This is a genomic window from Actinokineospora sp. NPDC051303 (assembly GCF_055586285.1).
The window spans coordinates 91,942-112,413 of record NZ_JBVJIN010000020.1; the positions used below are offsets into that span (position 1 = coordinate 91,942).

Annotated in this window: 20 protein-coding genes and 3 pseudogenes; 9 read left to right on the forward strand and 14 right to left on the reverse strand. The window is 69.2% G+C overall.

The genetic code is table 11. The features are described from left to right. Positions 1 to 166 precede the first annotated feature (166 nt). Positions 167 to 1,273: a DUF4436 family protein gene (locus tag ACZ6SD_RS17545; protein WP_465317978.1), complete on the forward strand. Its 1,107-nt coding sequence runs from the start codon at positions 167 to 169 to the stop codon at positions 1,271 to 1,273. A 57-nt stretch (positions 1,274 to 1,330) separates the two neighbouring features. On the opposite strand, the gene ACZ6SD_RS17550 is transcribed toward ACZ6SD_RS17545, so the two are convergent. The 4 genes and pseudogenes from ACZ6SD_RS17550 to ACZ6SD_RS17565 all read right to left on the reverse strand — a co-directional run bounded on the left by ACZ6SD_RS17550 (position 1,331) and on the right by ACZ6SD_RS17565 (position 4,788). Further along, the gene (locus ACZ6SD_RS17550; RefSeq protein WP_465317979.1) at positions 1,331 to 1,621 is read right to left on the reverse strand and encodes a cytochrome P450; all 291 of its coding nucleotides are present in this window, start codon (positions 1,619 to 1,621) and stop codon (positions 1,331 to 1,333) included. 29 nt (positions 1,622 to 1,650) lie between these two features. Then, positions 1,651 to 1,971 (reverse strand): annotated as a pseudogene (locus ACZ6SD_RS17555) (cytochrome P450); the annotation flags it as partial. Positions 1,972 to 2,495: 524 nt separating this feature from the next. Further along, on the reverse strand, positions 2,496 to 4,130 hold the full coding sequence (locus tag ACZ6SD_RS17560) for an alpha/beta fold hydrolase (protein ID WP_465317980.1): 1,635 nt from the start codon (positions 4,128 to 4,130) through the stop codon (positions 2,496 to 2,498). 52 nt (positions 4,131 to 4,182) lie between these two features. Further along, a complete protein-coding gene (locus ACZ6SD_RS17565) occupies positions 4,183 to 4,788 on the reverse strand; it encodes a DUF1345 domain-containing protein (protein WP_465317981.1) in 606 nt (201 codons plus the stop codon). 670 nt (positions 4,789 to 5,458) lie between these two features. On the opposite strand from ACZ6SD_RS17565, the pseudogene ACZ6SD_RS17570 reads away from it, so the two are divergent. The 5 genes and pseudogenes from ACZ6SD_RS17570 to ACZ6SD_RS17590 all read left to right on the forward strand — a co-directional run. Next, positions 5,459 to 5,619 (forward strand): annotated as a pseudogene (locus tag ACZ6SD_RS17570) (C40 family peptidase); the annotation flags it as partial. A gap of 237 nt (positions 5,620 to 5,856) precedes the next feature. After that, positions 5,857 to 6,477 carry a hypothetical protein gene (locus tag ACZ6SD_RS17575; RefSeq protein WP_465317982.1) on the forward strand — a complete coding sequence of 207 codons (621 nt, stop codon included), beginning with the start codon at positions 5,857 to 5,859 and terminating at the stop codon, positions 6,475 to 6,477. 28 nt (positions 6,478 to 6,505) lie between these two features. Continuing rightward, positions 6,506 to 7,513: an IS30 family transposase gene (locus ACZ6SD_RS17580; RefSeq protein WP_465317983.1), complete on the forward strand. Its 1,008-nt coding sequence runs from the start codon at positions 6,506 to 6,508 to the stop codon at positions 7,511 to 7,513. 62 nt (positions 7,514 to 7,575) lie between these two features. Then, a complete protein-coding gene (locus ACZ6SD_RS17585; RefSeq protein ID WP_465317984.1) occupies positions 7,576 to 8,016 on the forward strand; it encodes a hypothetical protein in 441 nt (146 codons plus the stop codon). A 352-nt stretch (positions 8,017 to 8,368) separates the two neighbouring features. Further along, positions 8,369 to 8,680: pseudogene (locus ACZ6SD_RS17590) on the forward strand (C40 family peptidase); the annotation flags it as partial. Between the two features lie 703 nt (positions 8,681 to 9,383). Here the strand turns inward: ACZ6SD_RS17590 and ACZ6SD_RS17595 are convergent. The 3 genes from ACZ6SD_RS17595 to ACZ6SD_RS17605 form a co-directional block, all read right to left on the reverse strand. Continuing rightward, the gene (locus tag ACZ6SD_RS17595) at positions 9,384 to 9,773 is read right to left on the reverse strand and encodes a hypothetical protein (protein WP_465317985.1); all 390 of its coding nucleotides are present in this window, start codon (positions 9,771 to 9,773) and stop codon (positions 9,384 to 9,386) included. Between the two features lie 42 nt (positions 9,774 to 9,815). Then, on the reverse strand, positions 9,816 to 10,385 hold the full coding sequence (locus tag ACZ6SD_RS17600; RefSeq protein WP_465317986.1) for a tetratricopeptide repeat protein: 570 nt from the start codon (positions 10,383 to 10,385) through the stop codon (positions 9,816 to 9,818). A gap of 217 nt (positions 10,386 to 10,602) precedes the next feature. Continuing rightward, positions 10,603 to 11,379 carry a hypothetical protein gene (locus ACZ6SD_RS17605; RefSeq protein WP_465317987.1) on the reverse strand — a complete coding sequence of 259 codons (777 nt, stop codon included), beginning with the start codon at positions 11,377 to 11,379 and terminating at the stop codon, positions 10,603 to 10,605. An 852-nt stretch (positions 11,380 to 12,231) separates the two neighbouring features. Here ACZ6SD_RS17605 and ACZ6SD_RS17610 point away from each other — a divergent pair. Continuing rightward, positions 12,232 to 14,265 carry a hypothetical protein gene (locus ACZ6SD_RS17610; RefSeq protein ID WP_465317988.1) on the forward strand — a complete coding sequence of 678 codons (2,034 nt, stop codon included), beginning with the start codon at positions 12,232 to 12,234 and terminating at the stop codon, positions 14,263 to 14,265. A gap of 3 nt (positions 14,266 to 14,268) precedes the next feature. Here ACZ6SD_RS17610 and ACZ6SD_RS17615 read toward each other — a convergent pair whose 3' ends face one another. From ACZ6SD_RS17615 to ACZ6SD_RS17630, 4 genes are all read right to left on the reverse strand, one after another. Beyond that, positions 14,269 to 15,735 (reverse strand): CHAT domain-containing protein, encoded by a 1,467-nt coding sequence (locus ACZ6SD_RS17615; protein WP_465317989.1) that lies wholly within the window; start codon positions 15,733 to 15,735, stop codon positions 14,269 to 14,271. Beyond that, complete coding sequence (locus ACZ6SD_RS17620) at positions 15,684 to 15,950, reverse strand: hypothetical protein (RefSeq protein ID WP_465317990.1); 267 nt, start codon at positions 15,948 to 15,950, stop codon at positions 15,684 to 15,686. The genes ACZ6SD_RS17615 and ACZ6SD_RS17620 overlap by 52 nt, the downstream gene beginning before the upstream one ends. A gap of 108 nt (positions 15,951 to 16,058) precedes the next feature. Next, positions 16,059 to 16,604: a hypothetical protein gene (locus ACZ6SD_RS17625; protein WP_465317991.1), complete on the reverse strand. Its 546-nt coding sequence runs from the start codon at positions 16,602 to 16,604 to the stop codon at positions 16,059 to 16,061. Then, positions 16,597 to 17,268: a hypothetical protein gene (locus ACZ6SD_RS17630; RefSeq protein WP_465317992.1), complete on the reverse strand. Its 672-nt coding sequence runs from the start codon at positions 17,266 to 17,268 to the stop codon at positions 16,597 to 16,599. The genes ACZ6SD_RS17625 and ACZ6SD_RS17630 overlap by 8 nt, the downstream gene beginning before the upstream one ends. Before the next feature lie 3 nt (positions 17,269 to 17,271). Between ACZ6SD_RS17630 and ACZ6SD_RS17635 the strand changes: the two genes are divergently transcribed. Continuing rightward, on the forward strand, positions 17,272 to 17,601 hold the full coding sequence (locus tag ACZ6SD_RS17635; protein WP_465317993.1) for a hypothetical protein: 330 nt from the start codon (positions 17,272 to 17,274) through the stop codon (positions 17,599 to 17,601). A gap of 146 nt (positions 17,602 to 17,747) precedes the next feature. Here ACZ6SD_RS17635 and ACZ6SD_RS17640 read toward each other — a convergent pair whose 3' ends face one another. Further along, positions 17,748 to 18,035, reverse strand: a complete 288-nt coding sequence (locus ACZ6SD_RS17640; protein WP_465317994.1) for a hypothetical protein — start codon at positions 18,033 to 18,035, stop codon at positions 17,748 to 17,750. A 630-nt stretch (positions 18,036 to 18,665) separates the two neighbouring features. Here ACZ6SD_RS17640 and ACZ6SD_RS17645 point away from each other — a divergent pair. Then, complete coding sequence (locus ACZ6SD_RS17645; protein ID WP_465317995.1) at positions 18,666 to 18,788, forward strand: hypothetical protein; 123 nt, start codon at positions 18,666 to 18,668, stop codon at positions 18,786 to 18,788. 371 nt (positions 18,789 to 19,159) lie between these two features. Here ACZ6SD_RS17645 and ACZ6SD_RS17650 read toward each other — a convergent pair whose 3' ends face one another. Then, on the reverse strand, positions 19,160 to 19,633 hold the full coding sequence (locus ACZ6SD_RS17650) for a transposase family protein (protein ID WP_465317996.1): 474 nt from the start codon (positions 19,631 to 19,633) through the stop codon (positions 19,160 to 19,162). Positions 19,634 to 19,635: 2 nt separating this feature from the next. Next, entirely contained in the window at positions 19,636 to 19,887 is a 252-nt protein-coding gene (locus tag ACZ6SD_RS17655) for a transposase family protein (RefSeq protein ID WP_465317997.1), read from the reverse strand. Positions 19,888 to 20,472: the final 585 nt, after the last annotated feature.

Below are 20,472 nucleotides of genomic sequence, written 5' to 3' on the forward strand. Positions count from 1 at the left end.
GCGAGAGATTCCCCGCCCCGCCCCTGATCCGCGCTACACAGGCCAACCATCCGAGGCGCCGAACAGGTCCCGACGATCGACAGCCAGGTGGCTGGGCAGCTCCCCCAGTCGGCCGGGACCGCCCGAGAACAACCGGATCGCCGCGAACACGGTGGTTTAATGCCGCGTGCGAAAGTCCACCCCACCTGTTTCCGACCGATCCGGCAGGCAGCGGCGGCTGCCCGCCTGGGCAAAGACCGCAGGCGCCATCCTCGCCGTCGTCGTGGTCGGCGCGAGCAGCCTTTCTGTTTACCTCGCCGAACGCGGCAAGTCGCAGAACACCCTGGAAGCGGGCCGGGCCGCCGAGGAGACCCGCGTGAATATCACGCTGCACGTGCAGCGCATCGACGCGGCGACCCGGCAGGTGTCGGCGCAGTACCGGGTCGAGCCGACCGGCAAGCTCGCCGACGACACAGGCCAGCCCACCCGGGACCTCGTCGTCTTCTCCAGCGCCTTCCGCGGCGACATCGTCACGTTCAAACAGGGCAAGAGCGCGGCGCTGACCGACGTCACCTTCGCCCTGGAAGACGGAGTGGTCACCGACTACCCCTGGGACAGCTACTCGATGCCCCTGCTGTTCGGTGCCTACACCCCCGACGACGACAGCAGCGTGCCCGTCCACCTCACCGCGATCAACGCGGACAGCTTCTTCCAGCTGACCGAGAGCCCGAGCACCACGGAAGCGGGCGTCACCCTGCTCAACACCGAGGTCGAACGGTCCACGGCCACGTTCGCCTTCGCCCTGTTCGTCATGGTCTTCATGTGGGGTCTGGCCGTGGCCGCCGTCGTCGCGGCCTGGTTCGTCGTCGGCAGGCGCAAGGGCTTGCTGTGGCCGTCGATGAGCTTCATGGCGGCGCTGCTGTTCGCTCTCGTGCCGCTGCGCAACGCCCTCCCCGGCGGCCCGCCGATCGGGTCGTTGGTCGACTTCTGCGCCTTCTTCCTGGTCGAGACCCTTATCTCGGCCTCGCTGATCACCACCGTCATCACCGGCTTCATCGAGGAGCGCCGCACCGAGGCCGCCGCCGCCCGAGCCGAGCCGGAGCCCACCCCCGGCCCACCGGCAGACGAGGGCCCGGAGCCGCGACCGGACGCGCACCCCCGCCCCGCGGCTTCCCGGCCCACCCCGCCACCGGCCAGCCTGAACCACAACGCCCTCACCGAGCCGATCCGCGTCGCCGCCGCGGACCGAAGCGGCGCCGACAGCGATCCGACCAGACGCCGCACCCGCCCCTGACGTCACCGGGAGCCGATCGCGCGGCGGCTCAGCGGCGGCGACCCGCGACCCGGAAGCTCATCGCGGGCCCGGAGTGGGCACGGACCTGGTGGCCAGGGTGCAGCCGGGTGGTTGAGTCGCAAAATCGAGCCGGTGGAACAACCGTGCCGCGGTGACCACCATCTGCAGGTCGGCGAGGCTCTTGCCGAGGCAGGTGTGCGGGCCGCGCCCGTAGGGGGTGTACGCGCCGGGCTGAAGGTGCTCGGCGCGCGCCTTGCCGTAGCGGTCCGGGTCGAACCGGTCCGGGTCCGGGAAGTACCTGGCCTGGAAGTGCGGCACGCTCGTCCCGAGGTACACCGTCTCGCCCACCCCGGATGCGACGGCGATCGGATAAGCCGTATGGCCTCCATGACCACACCGCGGACGACCGGCAGCCACTTGAGGTCCCCGTCGCCGAGGTCGGCGCCCCGTTCGGCGAACACGGCGTCCATCTCCCGCCGCACCCTGGCCAGCAGGTCCGGGTGCTTGAGCACCGCGTAGACCGCGCTGTTGGCGACCGTGTCCAGACCGGCCACATAGGGCCCAGTGAGGCTCAGCACCAGGTCCGCGGCGGGCATCGCCCCGGCGTCGGCGCGATGCGCGGCCAGGACATCGCGCACCAGGTAGGCAGGGCCGCAGATGCCGTCCTCGGAGACCATCTGCCTGGCGAGTTCGACCATCCGCCCCTTGGCCCGCTGGTACCGGGTCCAGCAGCATGACCCGGGGCCGCTGCCGAGTCACCAGCACGTTGAGGATGTACCGGGTCGCGGTCCGGATGTCGTCGACGTATTCCAGTGGCGCCCGCCCGGTCAGCAGAGTGCCCAACTGGTCCGTGACCAGCCGCCGCATCACCCCGACCACCCGCACCCTAGTCTCCGGCGCCCAGTCGCGGTCGAGGCTCCGGCCGTGATCTCGACCAGTTCGCCCAGCCTGCCCTCGACCTCCTCCCGGAAATAGCCGCGCCGGATACCGCCGACCGCGAAGGGGCGCTGGAACCTGCACGCCCCGTTCACCCGCCACCCGACAAACCCGGCGCCCGCAGGTTCCGGGCTTCGCGCTCCCTTGCGCCGGCCAGGTATGGCCTGGACAGAACAGATCGGCATGCGGTCTGGCTCGACCCCAGGTGGCGCGGTCACACCCGGTTCGCCGATCAAAGGGGCGGTCCCCGCTCGCAGTGTGGGCGAGCGGGGACCGGGAACCGGGATTAGCGGCGACCGTGAGGCAGCACGCCAGCGAGGATGTCCTCGATGAGCTGGCCGAGATCGGGGATCTCGACGGGCTGGGCCGGGCCGTGCGAGTCGGCGGGCACCGCGGCGGGCGGGTTGGTCGTGTCGCAGTCCGTGATGTTCCGGGCGGGCAGTGCACCGTCGATCAGGTACGCGTTGACCTTGTCGTCCACGCAGGGGTTGGCCTTCGTGGTGTCGTCACCGGCGGCGTAGACGCCGTGGCGGCCGTCGTTGTGCACACGAATCAGCGCGCTGCCCAGGGTGCGGGCCATCGCGGTGCTGTTGGACAGCGTGGTCTGGGTGTCGCCTTCCGAGCCGAGAACCAAGCCCTTGCCGTACCCGGCGCGCCCGACCTGGACCAGCGGCTCACGGTCGCCCTGGTGGAAGACGCAGTTGGAAGGAGCCATGCTGTTCACGGTGCCGCCGTAGGGGAAATGGTCGCGCCACCAACGCATATCGCGCGAGTAGAGCCCGAGATCAGCCGACCAGTCCCAGTCGCACAGCACCGAGGCATACACGGAGGTGGACATGCCACCGTCCTCCTCCTTCGCGAGTTGGACCGCGGCCGTCGCGGCGCGCCGATTGCTTTCCGCCAGCCGCGGGTCGGCGGGCTTTCCGTTCAGCTCGGCGAGGGTGGCGCCCATGTTCTTGGCGAAACCTGCCCAGGTGGGCCGGTACCGGGTGGACTCGCCGACCGCCGTGTCGAACTCGGTCTGGTTGGCGAACCCGGCCAGCGGTTTCGTGGCCACGGCCGCGGCGATCCTGTCGATGGCGGCCCGCACCTTCCGTGGATCGTTCCCGAGGTGGAAGGTGCCGTCCCGGTCCGCGGTCCAGTCGGCCCAGGCCTCGAAATTGGCGGCCGTCGACGCGGCGGTGTCGTAGTTCTGGTCGTGCCAGGTCTTGTTGGGATCCAACGACGAGTCCAGCACGCTGCGGTCCAGCCGGTCCGGAAACATCTGGCCGTACACCGCGCCCAGCCAGGTGCCGTACGACACGCCCAGATAGTTGATCTTGGCTTCGCCGAGCGCCACACGGATCATGTCCATGTCGCGCGCGGTGTTCATGGTGGTGACATGCCTGCGGAACTCACCCCCGCCGGAGACGCATCCGGCCTCCTCGCGGCGCGCGATCTCCGCGAGCAGCGGGAAGTCGGAGTCCAGCGGGCGGCTGCTGCCCGCGGTCCCGCGATCCTCCGGCAGACCTGTCTCGTCGGCGGGATCGCAGGCCAGCCGGGTGGAACCGCCGAGACCACGGACGTCGACGCCGATGATGTCGTACACCTTGGCAATCGGCTGGTCCTGGTAGGCCATCGGCATGTCGCGGCCCGCACCGCCGGGGCCGCCCGGATTGGTCAGCAGCACACCCCGCCGCCGGGCGGGGTCGGCGGCTTTCAGCCTGCTGACGGCGATGGTGATCTGCTTGCCGCCCGGGTCGCCGTAGTCCATCGGCACCGCGATGGACGCGCACTCCAGCACCGAGGGCACACCCCCGTCGCACGTCGCCCAGGTCAGCGCTGCGGTCTGCGCCGTGCCACTCGTCACCGCGACCGTGATGGTGGTCGCCGCCGCGGCAGCGGTCACGGCAAGGGCCGCGACCAGTTTCTTGCGAAACACAACTTTCTCCCGACTGGAATTATTACAATGAATTTCTTGAGCTCACCGCGACTCAGTTCGCGGTGAGCACGTTAAACCGCGCACGCTGTGCGCGATGATCTTGCCACGGATAACCGAATTCCGGGTTCCACATCGGATACCGCGAATGAGGTGCCGAGGGTGAACGCGAAGTAAGCGAAGCCCAGGCACACCGGGCGCGGGTGTTCGGGAAGCTCAGGATCTCGTCCGGCAGCGCCGCGTAATACGCCTCGGCGTACCGGTCGGCGTAGCCGAAATGCAGGATGGCCCAGGCCAGCAACACGGCCGGAACCGCGACGATCTTCGCCTGAATCGCGTCGTCCCCGCTCAGCTCCTTGCTCAGCACGATCATCAGCCCCGCCGTGATACCGGCCAGGCTGCTGAACAGCGTGAACAGCAGACCACGGCGACCAGCGAGCACGGTCGACACCCATTCCTGCCGATCAGTGTCGCCGCGTCGTTTGCCGCGAATCACCCGTGTGATCCACACGCCCACGTAACACACCGCCAGCAAATCCCATCCGGCGAGCAGATCCGGTTGGCTCACACCGATATCGATCGGGCTCACCATGATCATTCCGACCAGTATGAGCGCACCCTCGATGACCCTGGACAGCACGAACGACGCCTTGATAACCACTCCGGTTCCCCCCCTGATCGGCCCTTGACGCGACCGAGTCACGAGATTGACGCTGTACGCGGCGCCCCGCCCGGTTCACTCGAAGAGCCTGCCCATTTCCGGTCCGGTCGGGTAGCCACCGACCAGCGGGAAAATTCCCCTTGGGGAGGTGGCAAGACCAGCCTAGTGGCTGGTAATTTCCGCCGAGTGGGGCGAGGCGGCTGGGCCGTGGATCTTACAAGCTGGGCGCGAGTGCCACTGAACCGGTCCACGTGATTGCCATGGACGACGAGTCGTTGATCCGTTCTCGATCCAAACTAATCCTGCGTACCGTCCCCCGACGCATTCGACGCCGACGAGTACTTCCCCTGCCGCGCTGAACTCCGACGCGCCGGGATTCATCCTCAAGGACACCGAACGGACAACTTGTCCCACAGATCCGCACCCCGACCATGGGTAGCGCGGTGATTACGATTGTTCCTATCGCCCTAATACGACAGCCGCACGGTGTGATCACGGTCGTCGTGTCATGGTCGCGGACCGGTCATGGCGTGATCGACTTCGGGGCGTGTTGAGTCTGGAGCAGGACGCGCAGTCGCCATCCGTGGCGGCTGGAGACGGTCGGCCTGGCGCGGTGGCGGGCGAGTTCGCGGACATGTTCGCGTTAGTGGTGGGTCGGTTCGCGCCCGCTGCGCCGAGTGACGCCGCGACACGGGCGATCACCTACGCCCACGCCCAAATCGGGCTCCCCTACGTCTGGGGCGGCAACGGCCCCGACAGTGATGACTCAGGCTTCGACTGCTCCGGGCTCACCACCGCGCCTACGCCACCGCCAGCATCACCCTGCCGCGTCTACTTTGCGCTTGCGCAAAGTAGACGGGACGCCGGTCGAGGCTTCCGCAGCTCAGAGGTTCGCCGGGACCACTCGGGGCCACAACGAGTACCTCTGAAACGACCTGCCGCCGAGCGCCTTCACCGCAGGGCGGACATAAGTTGGCGCTATAGACACCGAGAAGTTGGTGTACGTCGAACCGGAAGTTGAATATAAGAAAATCGACCGCGCAGGTGTTGGCCGTGTAGACTGATCTGATGTCAAGAATACGTGACGAACTGATGAACGCTATCCGTCGATCTAATCTGAGTCTACAGAATACTTTAGGGCAACTGTCGGACGAATACTTAACGGGCGAGATCGATGTTGATCTCTCTGATTTCAAGGAAACTCCTGTGCAGCATTTTTGCGAACTCGCCGAGAGGGCCTGCCTCGACCACGAAGTCTCGTTCCGATTCATTGGGAGATTGTCGGATGAAAGTCGCCCGCCGTTCTGGCATATGGACTTTCTGGACGACGGACGTTGTTTTGTCGGATTCCTGTACTGGTACGCCATACCTTACAGTGAGAGGCAGTTCAAAATTATTTTTGATGCCGCCCTTCGGGGTGTGGGCGTTGTCGACGAGGCCGGACTCGACAGCGACGGTGATGGCGCAATGTGGTCTGGGAGAATTTCGGTTATCGATACAGAGTTGACTGTCGGTCAACTCTTGAACTATGTCGACGCCGCCAGCCTTCAGGTCACCATCAATGAGCGGGATGGTGACTTAGACTCATTCGGCGGAGCCATGCGCAGGCTGCGTGCGGCACGACCGCAAGACATAATCGGAATGTATGAGGACTTGGCCTCAACCGGTCGGTGCGACACTGTGGGATGATCTTGGGGACTGATCGGGGTGTCGCCTGGTGGCGTTGAACGTGCCGTTGTCCTCGGACGAGCGGGAGACGATTTCCCGGGAGCTGGCCGTTGGCCGCTCTCACCGGAAGATCGGGTTGTTGTTGGGCAGGCATCACTCGGTGATCTCCCGGGAGGTCGCTCGCAACGGCGGGAACCAGAGATATCGGGCGACCGCCGCCGGGAAGCGGGCCAGGGCGATGCGGGCTCGGCCGAAGGAACGAAAACTGGAGCGACCGGGGCGGGTCCGCGACTACGTGGTTGCGGGGTTGCGGGCCAGGTGGTCGCCGGGGCAGATCGCGACCCGCCTACGGGCCGATCACCCGGATGATGGGGAGATGCGTATCTCGCACGAGACGATCTACCAGACCTTGTTCGTCCAGGGCCGGGGCGAGCTGCGCGCCCTGCTGTACCGGGCGTTGCGGTCGGGGCGGGCGAAGCGGGTCTCACCTGCGAAAAGGGTTCCGGCGCATGATCGGATCGCGGGGATGGTCTCGATCAGCGAGCGCCCGAAGGAGGCCGAGGATCGGGCGGTGCCCGGGTTCTGGGAAGGCGACCTCATCCTCGGGTCGGCGTGCAAGTCGCAGATTTTGACGTTGGTGGAGCGTCGGACCCGGTTCGTGATGCTGATCCGCGTCCCGCACGACCGCTCCGCGGACCGGGTCGCCACCCTGCTGACCCTGAAGATGCGCACTCTCCCGGGGTTCCTCAAAAACAGCCTCACCTGGGATCGGGGAACCGAGATGGGCGAACACGCCAGATTCACCATGGCGACCGGGATGCCCGTGTACTTCTGTGACCCGCATTCACCGTGGCAGCGCGGGTCGAACGAGAACACGAACGGGCTTCTGCGCCAGTACTTCCCGAAAGGCACCGATCTGTCGGTGCACTCCCAGGCCCATCTCGACGAGGTCGCCCGCGAGCTCAACGGGCGCCCCCGCATGACCCTGAACTGGGCCACCCCCACCGAAAAACTCAACGAACTCCTGATCAACCACGGTGTCGCACCCACCACCTGAGACCAAGGGACGCTACTTTGGAGTTCAAGTCTTTCGTGGATCTAGAGTCCGCGGATGGAAAGGTGGAACTGGCTCAGGATGTCGCACGATTTGCGAATTCCGAATCCACTGCAGTCATTATTGTTGGTATTCGCACCGAAAAACGTGGCGGGAGAGATGTAGCCGACCGAATCACGCCACTGCCTCGCCGATTTTGTGACGCAGATCGTTATCAAAAGATTCTCGACACGCGAGTCTACCCTCCAGTTCGAGGGCTCACGATCGAGAAATTCGCTGTCGGCATCGAATCCTTTCTGCTTGCTATCATCATTCCCGCACAGCGACTACTCGACAAGCCCTTCCTTGTTCACGGCCAGATCGTTGCCTGCAAGAATGAGGGAGTCTTCTTCTCCGTTGTGCGTCGCCGCGGCGAGGATAGCATTCCCATTACGGCGCGTGAAGTACATCTCCTCCTGTCGTCGGGCTACAGGCTGTTACGCCACGGGGAAGTCCCGCCCTCTTAAGGATAAAGCCTGGGCGAGTGACTCCGACAGCCATGCAGGGGCTAGCTCCACCCGGCATGACATGGGAGTGCCGTGATGCTGACGTACCTCTACCGCTCCGTCGAACGGCAGAAAGACGGACGGAGGCCGCGAGTCGTCGCAAACGGCATATGGCCTCGGTTCATTCGGCGTGCCCACTGAGGCAAGCGGCATATGACTTCCGCATTTGTCGCGGAGTTTGCCAGCCAGCTCCCCAGCTTGGTGATCAACCCATCGGACACTACTTCGCCGCAACAAAGCCACCACAAGGGACAGCAGCATGAAACCGAGCGGAGGAATGGAGCACCCTCGGAATAAGTCCCCTCCGCCAGTCAACGGCGAACAAGACGGCGGCTTCGACTGCTCAGGACTCACCACCGCCGCCTACGCCGCCGGAATCACCGTCCTCCGCACTGCCCACACCCAATACCATGCCGGACCCAGGTCACCCCAGGACAACCCCCCGCTGCCCGGAGACCTCGTCTTCTACGGCGACCCGAACACCACAATCCACCACGTCGGCCTCTACCTAGGAGCAGAACTCATGATCAACGACCCGACCTTTGGCCAACCAGTGCAAATCGACAACTACCGGCACACCGGCGACGGCTACGCCGGAGCGACCCGCCCGACGACTCGCGAGTAAGTGTAGCTTCCGCAGCAAGATGAGTATTTCCGTGTGGCTTGAGCACCGAACTAGCATTTGCTCAGGTTCGACGGACGTCGTCCCGCGCCGCAGGCTGAGCAGCTGGCGTCGGCACGGGAATGCCCAGTGCCAACACGCAGCCGAACCATTGCCACCCGGTCGACAGGGAACCCACACACTCTCATGCCGATGAGCGGACGTTTGGCGAACTCTCAGCGCAGCGAGCCGCTCTCGTAGCGAGCATCGGGTTGGTGTGCGATCAGAGCGGTCCTCGTGAACCCTGTAACGGATCGCTACCGCTGGGGCCGCAGCGAGGTATGGCTTGTCGACCTCGTTCCGGCGTCGAGCGAGCCGAGGTGTTCGGAACGCGCTCGATGTCGTGCGGGTCGACATCTGTGGTCGTGCCGAAAGCATCGGTAATATTTTATGAACCCGCTGCGTCAGGCCGGAGTCGACCTTTGGCGCGGATCGTGCATTCAGACTGTATCCGGGCAGGGTGGGTCGGCTACCTGTCGGTCGTCGAGACCGCGCTCTCGTGGAGGACGAACATCAATTGCTCGTCAATGGTTATCCACTGTGGACTGCGCCAGCCGGTGGCCTGCTGATGCCGGTCGGCGATCTCGTGGGTCGTGCAACGGGCGCCTGGCGGACTGGACGGTGCCGTTCAGCTTCCCGCCACGGTTCGTGCCAGTTTGCAGGCGTGCTATCCCAACTTCGAGAACGGGAACGAACGAGCCAGTGCCTTCATCGCCGAGCGGACGCCGTCCTCGTTCCCCGCCTTGCGGAAGTTGGCCGCCGAAGCCGTTGCCGCCGCGATCGCCGTGCTCACCTCTCCGAGGTCACCGTGCAGGTACGCGGACTCGAAGCGGCACACCGCCGCCGAGTGGTGCTCCTCTAACTGCTCGAACAGCTTTGCCGCCGTCTCGAAACCCGCTGCCGCGGCGGTGGGATCCCCGGCGACGGCATCGGCTGTCGCCAGGTTCTGGCGGGCTCTGGCCTCGACCAACTGGTCACCCGCCTCGACCGCCAGGGCGATCGCCCAGCCGGACAGTTCCCGGGACCCGTCGAGGTCGCCCGCCTTGCCGACCACCACGCCCAGCAGCGCCAGGGTCTGCCGCTCGTACTGCTGCTCATCTCAGGCGCGATCCAGCTCCAAGACGGTGAGCAGCGTGCGGACCGACTCCTCGGGCGACGACTCTGCGACATCAGCCCGATCGTGTGGCTGATGTCGCGCACCTCGGCCCAACGGCCCTCGCAGGTGGGGGTGGCGCGGGTCGCGTCCGAGCAATCTCGGCCGTCGGCGCGGTGTACATCCACTCACGCAGGACGCGGCCCATGCCGCGACGACCTCGGGCAGGGGGTCCGCGGTACCAAAGTGGACCAGGGCGCGCAAGGCGATCCGATAGCGGTCCATGGCGTCGGCGTGCATGCCCGCCCGTACCAGGGCGACGCCCGCGTTGCTCGCCGCCATGCCCCGCCACTGCTCCTGGCCCTCGTCCGCTGCGTGGGCGGTGGCCTCGTCCAGAGCGGCGAGAGCTAGGTCGGGTTGGCCGAGTTCGATCAACGCCAGACCGCGGTTCATCAGTGCCAGTGCCAGTTGCGGCTCGCCAGGGACGGCGCGCAGCAGGGCCACGGCCTCGTCCGCCGCCCGCAGCGCCTTGTCAAGGCGGCCCTGGTGGCGCAGGGCGACTGAGAGGTTGGCCAACGCCTGCCCCTCTCCCGCACGGTCACTGTCGGCGCGGAATGGCGAGCGGCGCGTTCGTGCGCGTGGGCCGCCTCCACCGCGTCGCCCGACACACGCTGGGCGATGCCCGCGTTGTCGGTGGCCACGGCACTGTCGGTCCGCTCGCCCGGGTCGAGGTGCAGGGCGACCGCCTTGTCGTGCCTGCCGAGGTCGCGCAGCAGTACCAGCCCGTGCGAGTTCACGAGGGTCGCCACCACTGAGGACGACGCGCCGTGCTCGGCCGCCGTGTCCCGGGTAGCGCGGAACACCTCGTTCGCGCGGGTGAGGTCCTTGGCCCCCAGAGGGCCATACCGAGCGCGTACTGGGCCAGGCAGCGGATCTCGACGTCCGTGGACCGCGCGCCCGCGCGGGCGGCAACCTGGGCCAGCGCGAGTTCGGTCGGGGCCGTGACCAGGCTCCGCGCGGTGAGGACCAGGCGCACAGCGGCATCCGCGTCCACCTGCTCGGCCAGCTCCGCGCCCCGGACCAGCGTCACCTCCTCGCCGCGCAGCCAACGCAGGGCGGTCGGGGCGTCCTCGAACAGGCCGGGCTCGGCGCTGCCCGTGACCAGGCCCGCAGCGTGGTCCACGACCGCGTCGTAGAGCGCGACCAAGGCTGCGGGGCTGGAGGTGGCGCGGTCCTCGTCGGTCGGGACGACCCGGTCGCGTACCGGTGGCGCGAGGCGGTGGCCAGGAGGACCGGACGTGCGGGCGGTGAGCAGGCCGAACCCGGCCAGGCGCGCGATGGCGTCGGCGACCTGTCCGTGCGGGCGGTCGGCCAGTGCCGCGAGCATGTCCGCGTTGACCGTGAGGTCCGGGGCTGTGGCAAGCACGCGCACCAGTCGCGCGTCCTCCGCGGACAGGGTGCGGTAAGCCAAGGTGGACGCCGAGCGCAGCGCGCCGATGCGGGGTCCTCGGGTGTCGTTCCGCGACCACCGCCGCGGTCGCGTCCGGGACGGACAGGTCGGGACGCGCACCGAGGACGGTCCCGACGATCCGCAACGCGCCCGGCACATACGCGCACGCGCGGGCCAGAGCAGCGAGTTCGTCAGCCGCCTCGCGGCGCGGCCGGCGCGGATCGGCTTGGCCCATCGCGTCGACGAGGACGGTTGTGACGTCGGCCGGGCGCAGCACGGGCAGCCCGTCGCCACCCGGGGCCCGCCAGCAGCACCGGGTGGCCGTCGGGCAGCACCGGTGCCAGCTCCGCCGGGCCGGCGTCGTCGACCACGAGCAGCGTGCGGTCGGCAGCGGTCGAGGCGGACGCGGAGTCCACCCGAACTGGTCAAGGACGACGTCGGTGACCGGCCTGGCGCCGCGGTCGGCCGGGCCGGGCACGCGAGCGGTCAGGCAGCCGCCCGGGAATGCCGGGCCGATGGCGGCGACGACCGCGTCGAGCAGTGCGGTCTTACCGGTGCCCGGTGGTCCCGAGGCCGTGACGCGACCACCTGCGAACAGTGCCCGCGCGAGCCGGTCGATCTCGTCGTGCCTGCCGACCAGGCGGCTGATTACGTGCGCTACCGGCGGGATGGGGGCAGAGCGGGCGGCGGCCAGTTCCCGGCGCAGGTCCACGGCGGTCGCGTCGCCAGCGGCGAGCAGGCGTTCGAAGCGTTCAGACCACACCTCGGGGCGGTCCTCGGGGCGCGGTCTGGGACCGCCCCCGTCAGGCTACAACCTCCGCACTACCAGCGCGCCCACGGCCGGGTCGAGCGCCAGCAGCACATCGGCGGCGTTCTCGGCGGGGGCAGCGAGCTCGGACGAGATCACCTCGCCACGTATCGGCGCAGTTCGGCGCTGTCGCTAGGCTGAACGTGCGCCACCAGGGAGGTCCCGTGCGGTTCACCGACCGGCAGGCGGCCCAGGACGCCGTCCGGTCGCTGCTGTCCGCCACCCCGCCTGAGCGGGTGCTGACCGTGTGGGGCATGGCAGGACAGGGCAAGAGCAGCCTGCTGCGGCATGTCCGCGACACCTTCCCCGGCAACCCGAAGCTGGTCGACGTGGCCGACTTGGTCTCGGCCGCCGACGCCGCTGCGGGCCGGAGCGCCGACGATGTCGCCGCCGCGTTGCTCGACGCGCTTGCCGAGGCGTTCGCGTCATGGGCGCCGTCTGACGAGCGGAACCGGCTGCTCGCCGGGTTCCACGCCGCAGGGGCCCCGCCTGCGGCCGTCTCGGTGAGGGTGTCGGCCTCCCTGGGCGCGACTGTGTCGAACGCCCCGGTGACCGTGAACGGCGTCGGCACGGACCGGCGGGACACCGCGGTAGCCGCGCTCGTGGACCTGGTGGGACGGGTGCCCGCAGGACTGCTGCTGCTGGACACCTGCGAGCTGCTGAGGCTGCTCGACGACGCGGTGGCCGCGCTGCCCGGGCTGGGCCTGCGGCCGGGCGCACTGCTGCCGTGGTTCACAGGCCGGGTGCTGCCCCGGCTGCTGGCCGCCGCGCCGGGGCTGCGAGTGGTGTTGGCGGGCCGCGAACGCCCCGTGGGGGCCTGGTTCGCCGTGGAGCTGGTCGAGTGGTCGCCGCAGGACACCTCGGACTACCTGGCCTCGTGCGGGGTCGACCGCGCGCATGCGGGCGCGGTGCACCGGCGGTGCCACGGCGTTCCACTGTGGACGGCGATGCTGGCCCACGTGCTCGGTGCGGGCGGAGGCCGGCCCGGTGACGGCACGACCTCCATCCGGCGGTGGCTGCCGAGGGAGTTCCTGAGCAGGCTGCCTGCCGACCGCGTCGCCGCGGTGACGGCCGCCGCCGTGCCGCGGCGCGTCACCGAAGAGCTACTGGCGCACCTCGCGGAGGCGGACCTGGCCGCGGTGCGCGGGTACTCGTTCCTGCGCGAGGACGACGACGGATCGCTGAGCGTGCACCCGACGGTGCGATCGGCGCTGTTGGCCCACCTCGCGGTTCACCGACCGCTTCGGCTGCGGGACCTGCACGAGCGGGCGGCGTCGTACTTCGCGGCGGTGGATCGGAAGACCGAGGTCGCTTACCACCGGCTGCGGCTGCGTGACACCGAGGCGGAGGTGGGGTGGGCGGCGGCGGTGGCCGAGGACCCGGACACGTGGCTGGACGTCGCCCTGGATGCGGTGGAGGACGAGCCGGCGGCGGGCCCCGCGCCCGCGGTCGTGGCCCGCGCCCGTCTCCTGAGCGCTCGCATCACCCTCGAGCGGGGGCAGGCGGAGCACGCGCTCGCCCAGGCGCAGGCGGCGGCGAAGGCGTTCGCCCGCCTCAGCGACCGGACACGCGAGGCGGAAGCCAACCTCGTCCTGTGGCAGGCACATGATCACGCCCAGGTGGCAACCAACCGTAATCCGGGGGAACGACTCCCGACAGCCACTGCGGAGTCGGCGTTGACCCGCGCGCTGGAGCTGTTCCGTGCGGCCGGCGACGTGGACGGGGAAGCGAGGGCGCTGAACCAGCGCGCCCGGAGCAGGCTGGCTTCCGCGCCGGAGGACGCGGCACGCGACGCGGCGGCGGCGCTGGAGCTGCGGTGGAGCGTGGACACGGTGGCCGTGCTGGCCCGCGCGGAGTTCCTCACCGGCCGGCGAGCGCAGGGCCAGGCACGGATCGCCGAAGCGGTCCTCGCCGCGACCGACGCCGTCGAAGCCGTGGCCGTGCGGCTCATCCAGGCCACCATGGAGGTGCTCGACGGTGGCGACCCTGGCGTCCTGTGGGCCGCCTACGACGCGGCGCGCTCCCACAGCAGCTGGGCGCGGATGCGCGCGTCGGCGCTGCTCGGGTGGGCGCTGCGGTCGGGCGACCGCGCCGAGAGCGACCATCTGCTGCGCGTGGCGGGCGATCTCCAGACCGAACTGGGCGCGCGACCGGGCGTGATCTCCAGATCGGCCGTGCTGGACCTCGCCCGTCTCTGACGTTCACGGGCCGGCGTGCACGTACCCCGCCCACAAGCGCGGTTGGTCCGGGTACGCGACCCGCAGCCCGTTCACCGCGTCGTGTAGCGCCTGTGCCGGTCCCACGAACCGCACCGCGTCGTGGAAGTCGCCGGCGAGGTCGCTGGCGGTGGGGTCGTCGACCGGCCACAGAGCACCGATCACATGGGCGTAACCTGCCATATGGAACGCCACCGTCAGGGTGGCCTCGTCGGCGCGGGCGGCGGACCAGCAGGCGGCGACGTAGGCTAGGTGCGCCGTCGGCGGCTTGGCCCCGGCGATGTCGGCGACGGTCAGCGGCCGGTCGTGCAGCAGCAACCTGCTGTCGGCCGGGTCGAGCGCGCCGACCTCGCCGTGGCACGAGAAGTGCACCTGATCGACATCGGCCAGCGGCCAGCACAGCGGCCCGGGTCGCGGCGGCACCGGCCAGCGTGCGGGTGCCCGGTCTGCGGGCAAAGTGCTCGACATCGCGCGCCGCACCCGGCAGGTCCGTCGCGTACGGGTGCGCGGCAAGGCGACCAGGAGCATGCGCGGATCGGCGGTGGGGCGCGTGCGGCGGGCGGTGGCCAAGGTGCGCGCGGTGGTCGCGTAGGACGACACCACCAGGTCGAGGGCGGGGCCCGCCGCGTGCAGCGGCAGGCGCGCGAAGTCGCCGCCGGGCAGCCACCACACCCGGGCCGGGCCGTCGAGCACCGGGCTCACCACCGTGTCCCACAGCCAGTCTAGGACCGCGCCGACGTCGCTCGACGACGCCCGACCCACTACCTCGGGCTCGTCCGTGGACAGCGGGATGACCTCGGTGCCTGCGGTGGTGACGGCGATGGCGGCGCACCGGTCGGCGTTCGCGGTCAGGTACACCAGCGGCCCTTCCGCCGCTTGCGCGGCGATGTCGGGGAAGCGCGGTGGTTCGAGGAAGCTCTCCAACCCCGGAACTTCGGTGCGCACGCGTGCCACCAGCCGGTCGACCTCGAAGGCTAGCCGCGCCCGGCGGGCCGGGTCGCCGCCGGGGCCGCGGAGGCGGCCGAGCTCGGCGCTCGTCGTGGTGAACCGGGTGGCCAGGTCCGGGTCGTGCTGCTCGATCAGCGCGGTGTCCGCAGCGGACTCCAGCTCCCGACCCAGCACCAGGTTCCGGCCGTGCTCCAAGAACTCCACGGCGGTCTGCGGCCTGCCCGCTGCGAGTGCGCATGCGGCCGCATCGGCCGGGATGGCCGCCAGCGCCCGCGAGGTGACCAGGGAGTCTCGCCAGGAGCGAGCACGCGAAGGCGGCACGGCGTCCAGCGCGGCGGCGAACGCGTCCAGGGCACGAACGGTGTCGCCCGCGGCTGCGGCCGCCGCGCCCAGCCTGCTCGCTGCCAACGTGCGGTTGGCCGCTGGTGCACCGGGCAGGGCGACGGCCTCGCTCAGGAGTTCGACGGCGTGTCCCGGCTCGGCCTCGGCCAGTCGGACCAACACTGCGGCGCGATTCGGGTCGTCGGGATCCAGGTCGCGCAGCGCCCGCCGGTAGATCTCGCGCGGGTGGCATGGTGCTCACCGAGGTGCAGCACCGCGGCCGCCCACGCCGGGTCGCCCGGCGTGCCAGCGGCCACCGCCCGTCGGGCGGTCTCGACGATGCCGGGCCCACCGGTCAGGTCCAGCGCGTCCACCAGGTGGTAGAGCCTGCGCGTCAACGCCCGGTGTCCGGGTGGGGTGGCGGCGACGGCCGCGGTGCAACCGGACTGCCTCCGCGGCGAGTGTGGTCGACCCGCCTGCGCGGGCGCGCCACACCAGCAGCACGCCTAGGTCGCTCTCGTACGTCGGGTACTCGGCGTCGGTCGGGTCGGCGGCGTCGAGCGCCGCCCGGGCCGCGGCGAGAGCGGCGTCGAGCGCATCGGTGTCGTGGTCGAGCAGGTACCGCTTGCCCAACGCCTCGGCCAGGGCGCCACGGGTGCGCGCGGAGCGACGGCCGCGGCCGCCTCGCGCAGCAGGTCCACTGCCTCAGTCAACTCGGCGAGGTCGGCGGTGCGCTCGGCCCGCGTGGTCAGCGCCATTCCCAGGTCGAGGCGCCACAACGCGTGTTCCCGCGGTCCGAGGGCTTGGTCGGCGCTCTCGCGCATGAGGTCGATGGCCTCGTCCAGCGGGGCCGGGTCACCCGTCGCGTCGTGCAGGATGGCCAAGCCCTGGGCGAGCTCGACCGCGCGCAGCACCTCGTCCACACTAGGGCCGCGGGCGAGCACGCGGGAGCGGCGCAACGCCACGGACTCGTACAGCGCGTCCAGGTCCGAGGTCAGCCGGTGGCGGTATATGAGGGCATCGGCCAGCATCCGCTCCAGCTCCTCACGCATTTCCCAGTCCGGACCCGGGTCGAGGAGCGCCGACCCGGAGCGCGGCGACGGCCGCGGTGACCCGTTCGGCGGTGTGCTCGCGCAGCGCCAACCCGTAGGCCGACACCGCCTCGCGCACCCGATGGGGCCGCTCGACCTCCCGGTCCGCCCCTTCGATCCACGCGGTGTCGGGGCTTGCCTCGTCCCTAAGCAGCCCGCGCAGGTCCGCCAAGGCGGCGGCGACCGAGGGCAGCAGCGGCTCGACTGCCGCCGACGGCCGCACCGACCGCAGCAGCGCGACCGCCTCGCGGCCTTGGTCGACATCACCCGCCCACGCGGCGACCTCCGCCAGGACCAAGCCGAGGACCAGCGCGGCCCGGTCGCGCACGGCCGTGGGGCGGAGCGGACGCCCGGTCGACCGGCTCTCGGTGAGGGCGAGCAGCGAGCTGTTGAGCAGTACGATCGCCAGCCCGTGGTCGTCGGGTGGGAAGAACCGCTCGGCGGAGCGCAGCAGCCGCTGGGCCTCGTCGCGCTCGGCCGGGTCGTGTGCGAGCTTGTAGCGGTTCATCAGCACGAACGCCTGCTGCGACAGCGAGATCGCCAAGGCGAGCTTGGCCTCCTCCGGCATTCCGTCGCCGTGCTGGACGACGATCGGCGGGTCACCGTCGAAGGCGCCAGCGTCCACCTCGTGCAGCAGCGCGGATCGGTCGGCGCCCGCGAGCAGGTGTCGCAGCTGGCTCGGGGCGCCGCCGCTGGCGGCAACGGGCGCAACGCAGTCAACGCCGAGTCCAAGTCGGGCAGACGGGTTTCCCCGCGCAGCGCGAGGAACCGGTACCACGACAGCCAGCCCGCGAAGTGCAACGCGGCGAGCGCCGGGTCGGCTGGCGCGGACGTCGGACCGGGCACGGCGACCCAACGGGTGAACCCCGGTGGGTTGGATCGCATTCCCGCGACGAACGCGGCCGGGTCCACCGAGATCAACACGTGGCGGCCGTCGTCCCAGTGGTCACGCGCGTAACGCACGGCCGATTCACGGGTTTTGGCCTTGCGCACCGTGTGGACGACGTCGGTGTAGAGCACGGGGTCGAGCAGCAGCACGGGATCGCCGACGGCCGCTACCGCCGTCAAACCGGTCGAGCAGGGACGCGATGCCCGGCGCGCGTCTCATTCGATAGTGATACCGCTGGAGTCGATCACGGACTTGCCGCGCGCAGACTGCTCGACGTCCGCGCCGCGCGGGACGCGGATCGGGCTGCGCGCGATGCGCCCGCTGCCGGACGCCCGCTGCCGGACGCCCGCACGTCCACCGGACGCCTGCCGCCACACCAGCACCACACCAAGCAGCACCAAGACCAGCCCGAGCGCGAACAGCCACCAGTTCCACCGGCCGGTCAACACGTTCGTCACGCCGCCGATAACCACACCGACGACGAAGACCCCGACCGCGAGCATGTTCTGGAGCAACGGCCACCTCCCGGAAACCGCTCCATGATAGTCCACTGGCAAGGTAGGCGGTGCGCCTTTTCGGCGGACCGGGACTGCACTGTTGCAAATCAGGCAATGCCGGTTCGGCTGTGGTGGTTCGGCGTCGATGACCACGTGGCTGGAGGTCTGTGGGGCGAGAGAGGTGTTCGCCGCAGAGCTTCAGCTTCCTCACCGCAGAAGGCTATCCGATCGACTTTCACGAGCGTGACGAGTACTTCGGCTGACGGCAACGGAAACCATTTACCACCGACAAGCACGTCTACGCCCAGGCATTCGCGCTCTAAGCGTTCAACGAGTACCACCGCGCCACCGGGGCCCGGCCAGGGCGGCGGAGGTGCACGATGTCGTGACCGGTGTTGGGTTCGCCCTGCCAGGGATACGTACCGAGAGCAGTTCGACCAGGCCTGGGTGCCCAGGCCCAACGCCTATCTAGGCGGCGCGCACCTGGCCGAGGCCACGATGAACACCCACTGCACGTGCTGGAAGCGTTGAACGCTTATCACGTGGTGGCACCGTCCCCAGTGGTGGCCAGCCGCGTCGCGGCCGTGCGAGACCCTCCGCGTCCTGCTCTACGACCCGCGCCGCTGTTCGCTTCGGGTGTTCCTGGACGCCGACTGGCGTAAACTGGACGAGATGGTGTCGTTCGGCCACGACATCGAGGCGAGCTGGCTGATCGACGAGGCGCGCCGGGAAATCGGCGGAACGGGCGGTACTCGCTGACGGCTCGCTGGCCAACGATCGACGCCGCAGCGGACCAGCTCGGCGTCAACAGGCCACGATCGTGCGCCCAGCTCCGGCGCCTCGAAACCGACCTCTGCGAGGCCCTCTATCACCGCGCGACCGTCGCTCAGCCCCTGCGGCAACCGACCGCGGCACCGCATTGCTCCAAGCACTCGACACACCCGAAACCCATAACACCTCGCCACAACAAGCACCAGAGGAACCAGGGCCGATGCACAACTATCGCGGAAGATGCCTGCGCCGACAGTGCTCACCTATGCCGGAAGCCGCTCGCGGACCGCACGTTCTTGTGCAGGATCAGGCCGTGGCATTCCTGGCTGTCGCGGTCGTGCTCTTCCAGACCGTTTGGGTTATTCACAACGTGGTGTCCAGCCCAGGCGGTAGAACTCCAGGGCGGTGATGGTGGCGATCACCTCGGGGAGCTCGACGAGGCGACCTCGGTAGCCGGTGGCCAGGATCTTCCAGTTCTTCAGGTGCGCGATACAGCGTTCCACCGGTACCCGGAGTCGGGAGTGGGACTTGTTGGCCTCGCGTTGCACCGGGTTCCACGGTCGCCCGCGTTCCTTACGGACGGGGGTCACCACGTGGGGGGCGTGATAGGCCTTGTCACCGAGCACGTCGACCCCGGCCAGGGCGTGATCCCACCCGGTCTCGGCGAACGCGGTCAGGTCATGAGTGCGCCCCGGCAACGGGGCCGAGACCGCGAGCAGCCCTCCCCGCAGGTCCGACAGGACCTGCACCGACAGTCCCGTGCGGTGGTGCTTGCCGGAGTAGTTGCCCTGCTGGGCGGCCCATTCCCACGTGGGCACCTGGGTGCCGTCCACGATCACCACCCTGCCCGCCACCACCTCCCCAGGTCCGGCACATGCTCATCGAGCACGGCGCGGATCACCGGGGCCAGACGGCGGAACACCCGCGAGACCGTGGGCTGCGAGACTCCCAACAGATCACCGGCCAGCGTCTGGGACATGTTCGACCGCAACAACACCAACACCGCCACCACCGACCGGAACAACCCCAACACCGGCTTCCGCCCCCGCACCGGGCCGGGCCCCAACCGGTCATGAACCCGGGCCACCAGATCCCTGATCTGATCGTGATCAAGACCGGTAGTACTTTGATACCGCAACAGCCCCGCCAAAGATCGTTTCTGTGGAAGGACACGACCCTACCGGCGGGGCTGTTGCCCTGCTCAAGGGCATGATCGACTTCTGAATAACCCTCCGTGTGTGCAGGCGCAGACCGGTTTGGGCGTGATGCCACGGGGGGCGTGGCGTCGGCGGGTGGACTGCCCCCTTCATATCCGGTTCAAGGCCGCCAGAGCGCTCGCCCAGTTGAGCGAGCTCTGCCTCGACGAGGCCAGAGCACTGCTGCGTGAGCTGAACGCCCGATGGCCACGAGCTGCCAGCGCCTCGCAGGAGCGAAACTGGCGAGTTGTGCTTACTTGACCGGACGCCAAGTGTGCCCGACGGCACCAACCGCACCGACACACGCAAGGGATTCTCTGTTTCCTCTGGTCAGAGCGTTACTCGGACGGCAGGTGCAGGTCGGCTCGGTAGCCCGTTCAATACGGCAGGCTCCCCAACAGGTTGCTCGTGGTTGCCTGCGAGGCCTGTGGCCGCCGCGCGTGGTCTCGGTGTGTGGGGCGGTCTTGTCGATCCGG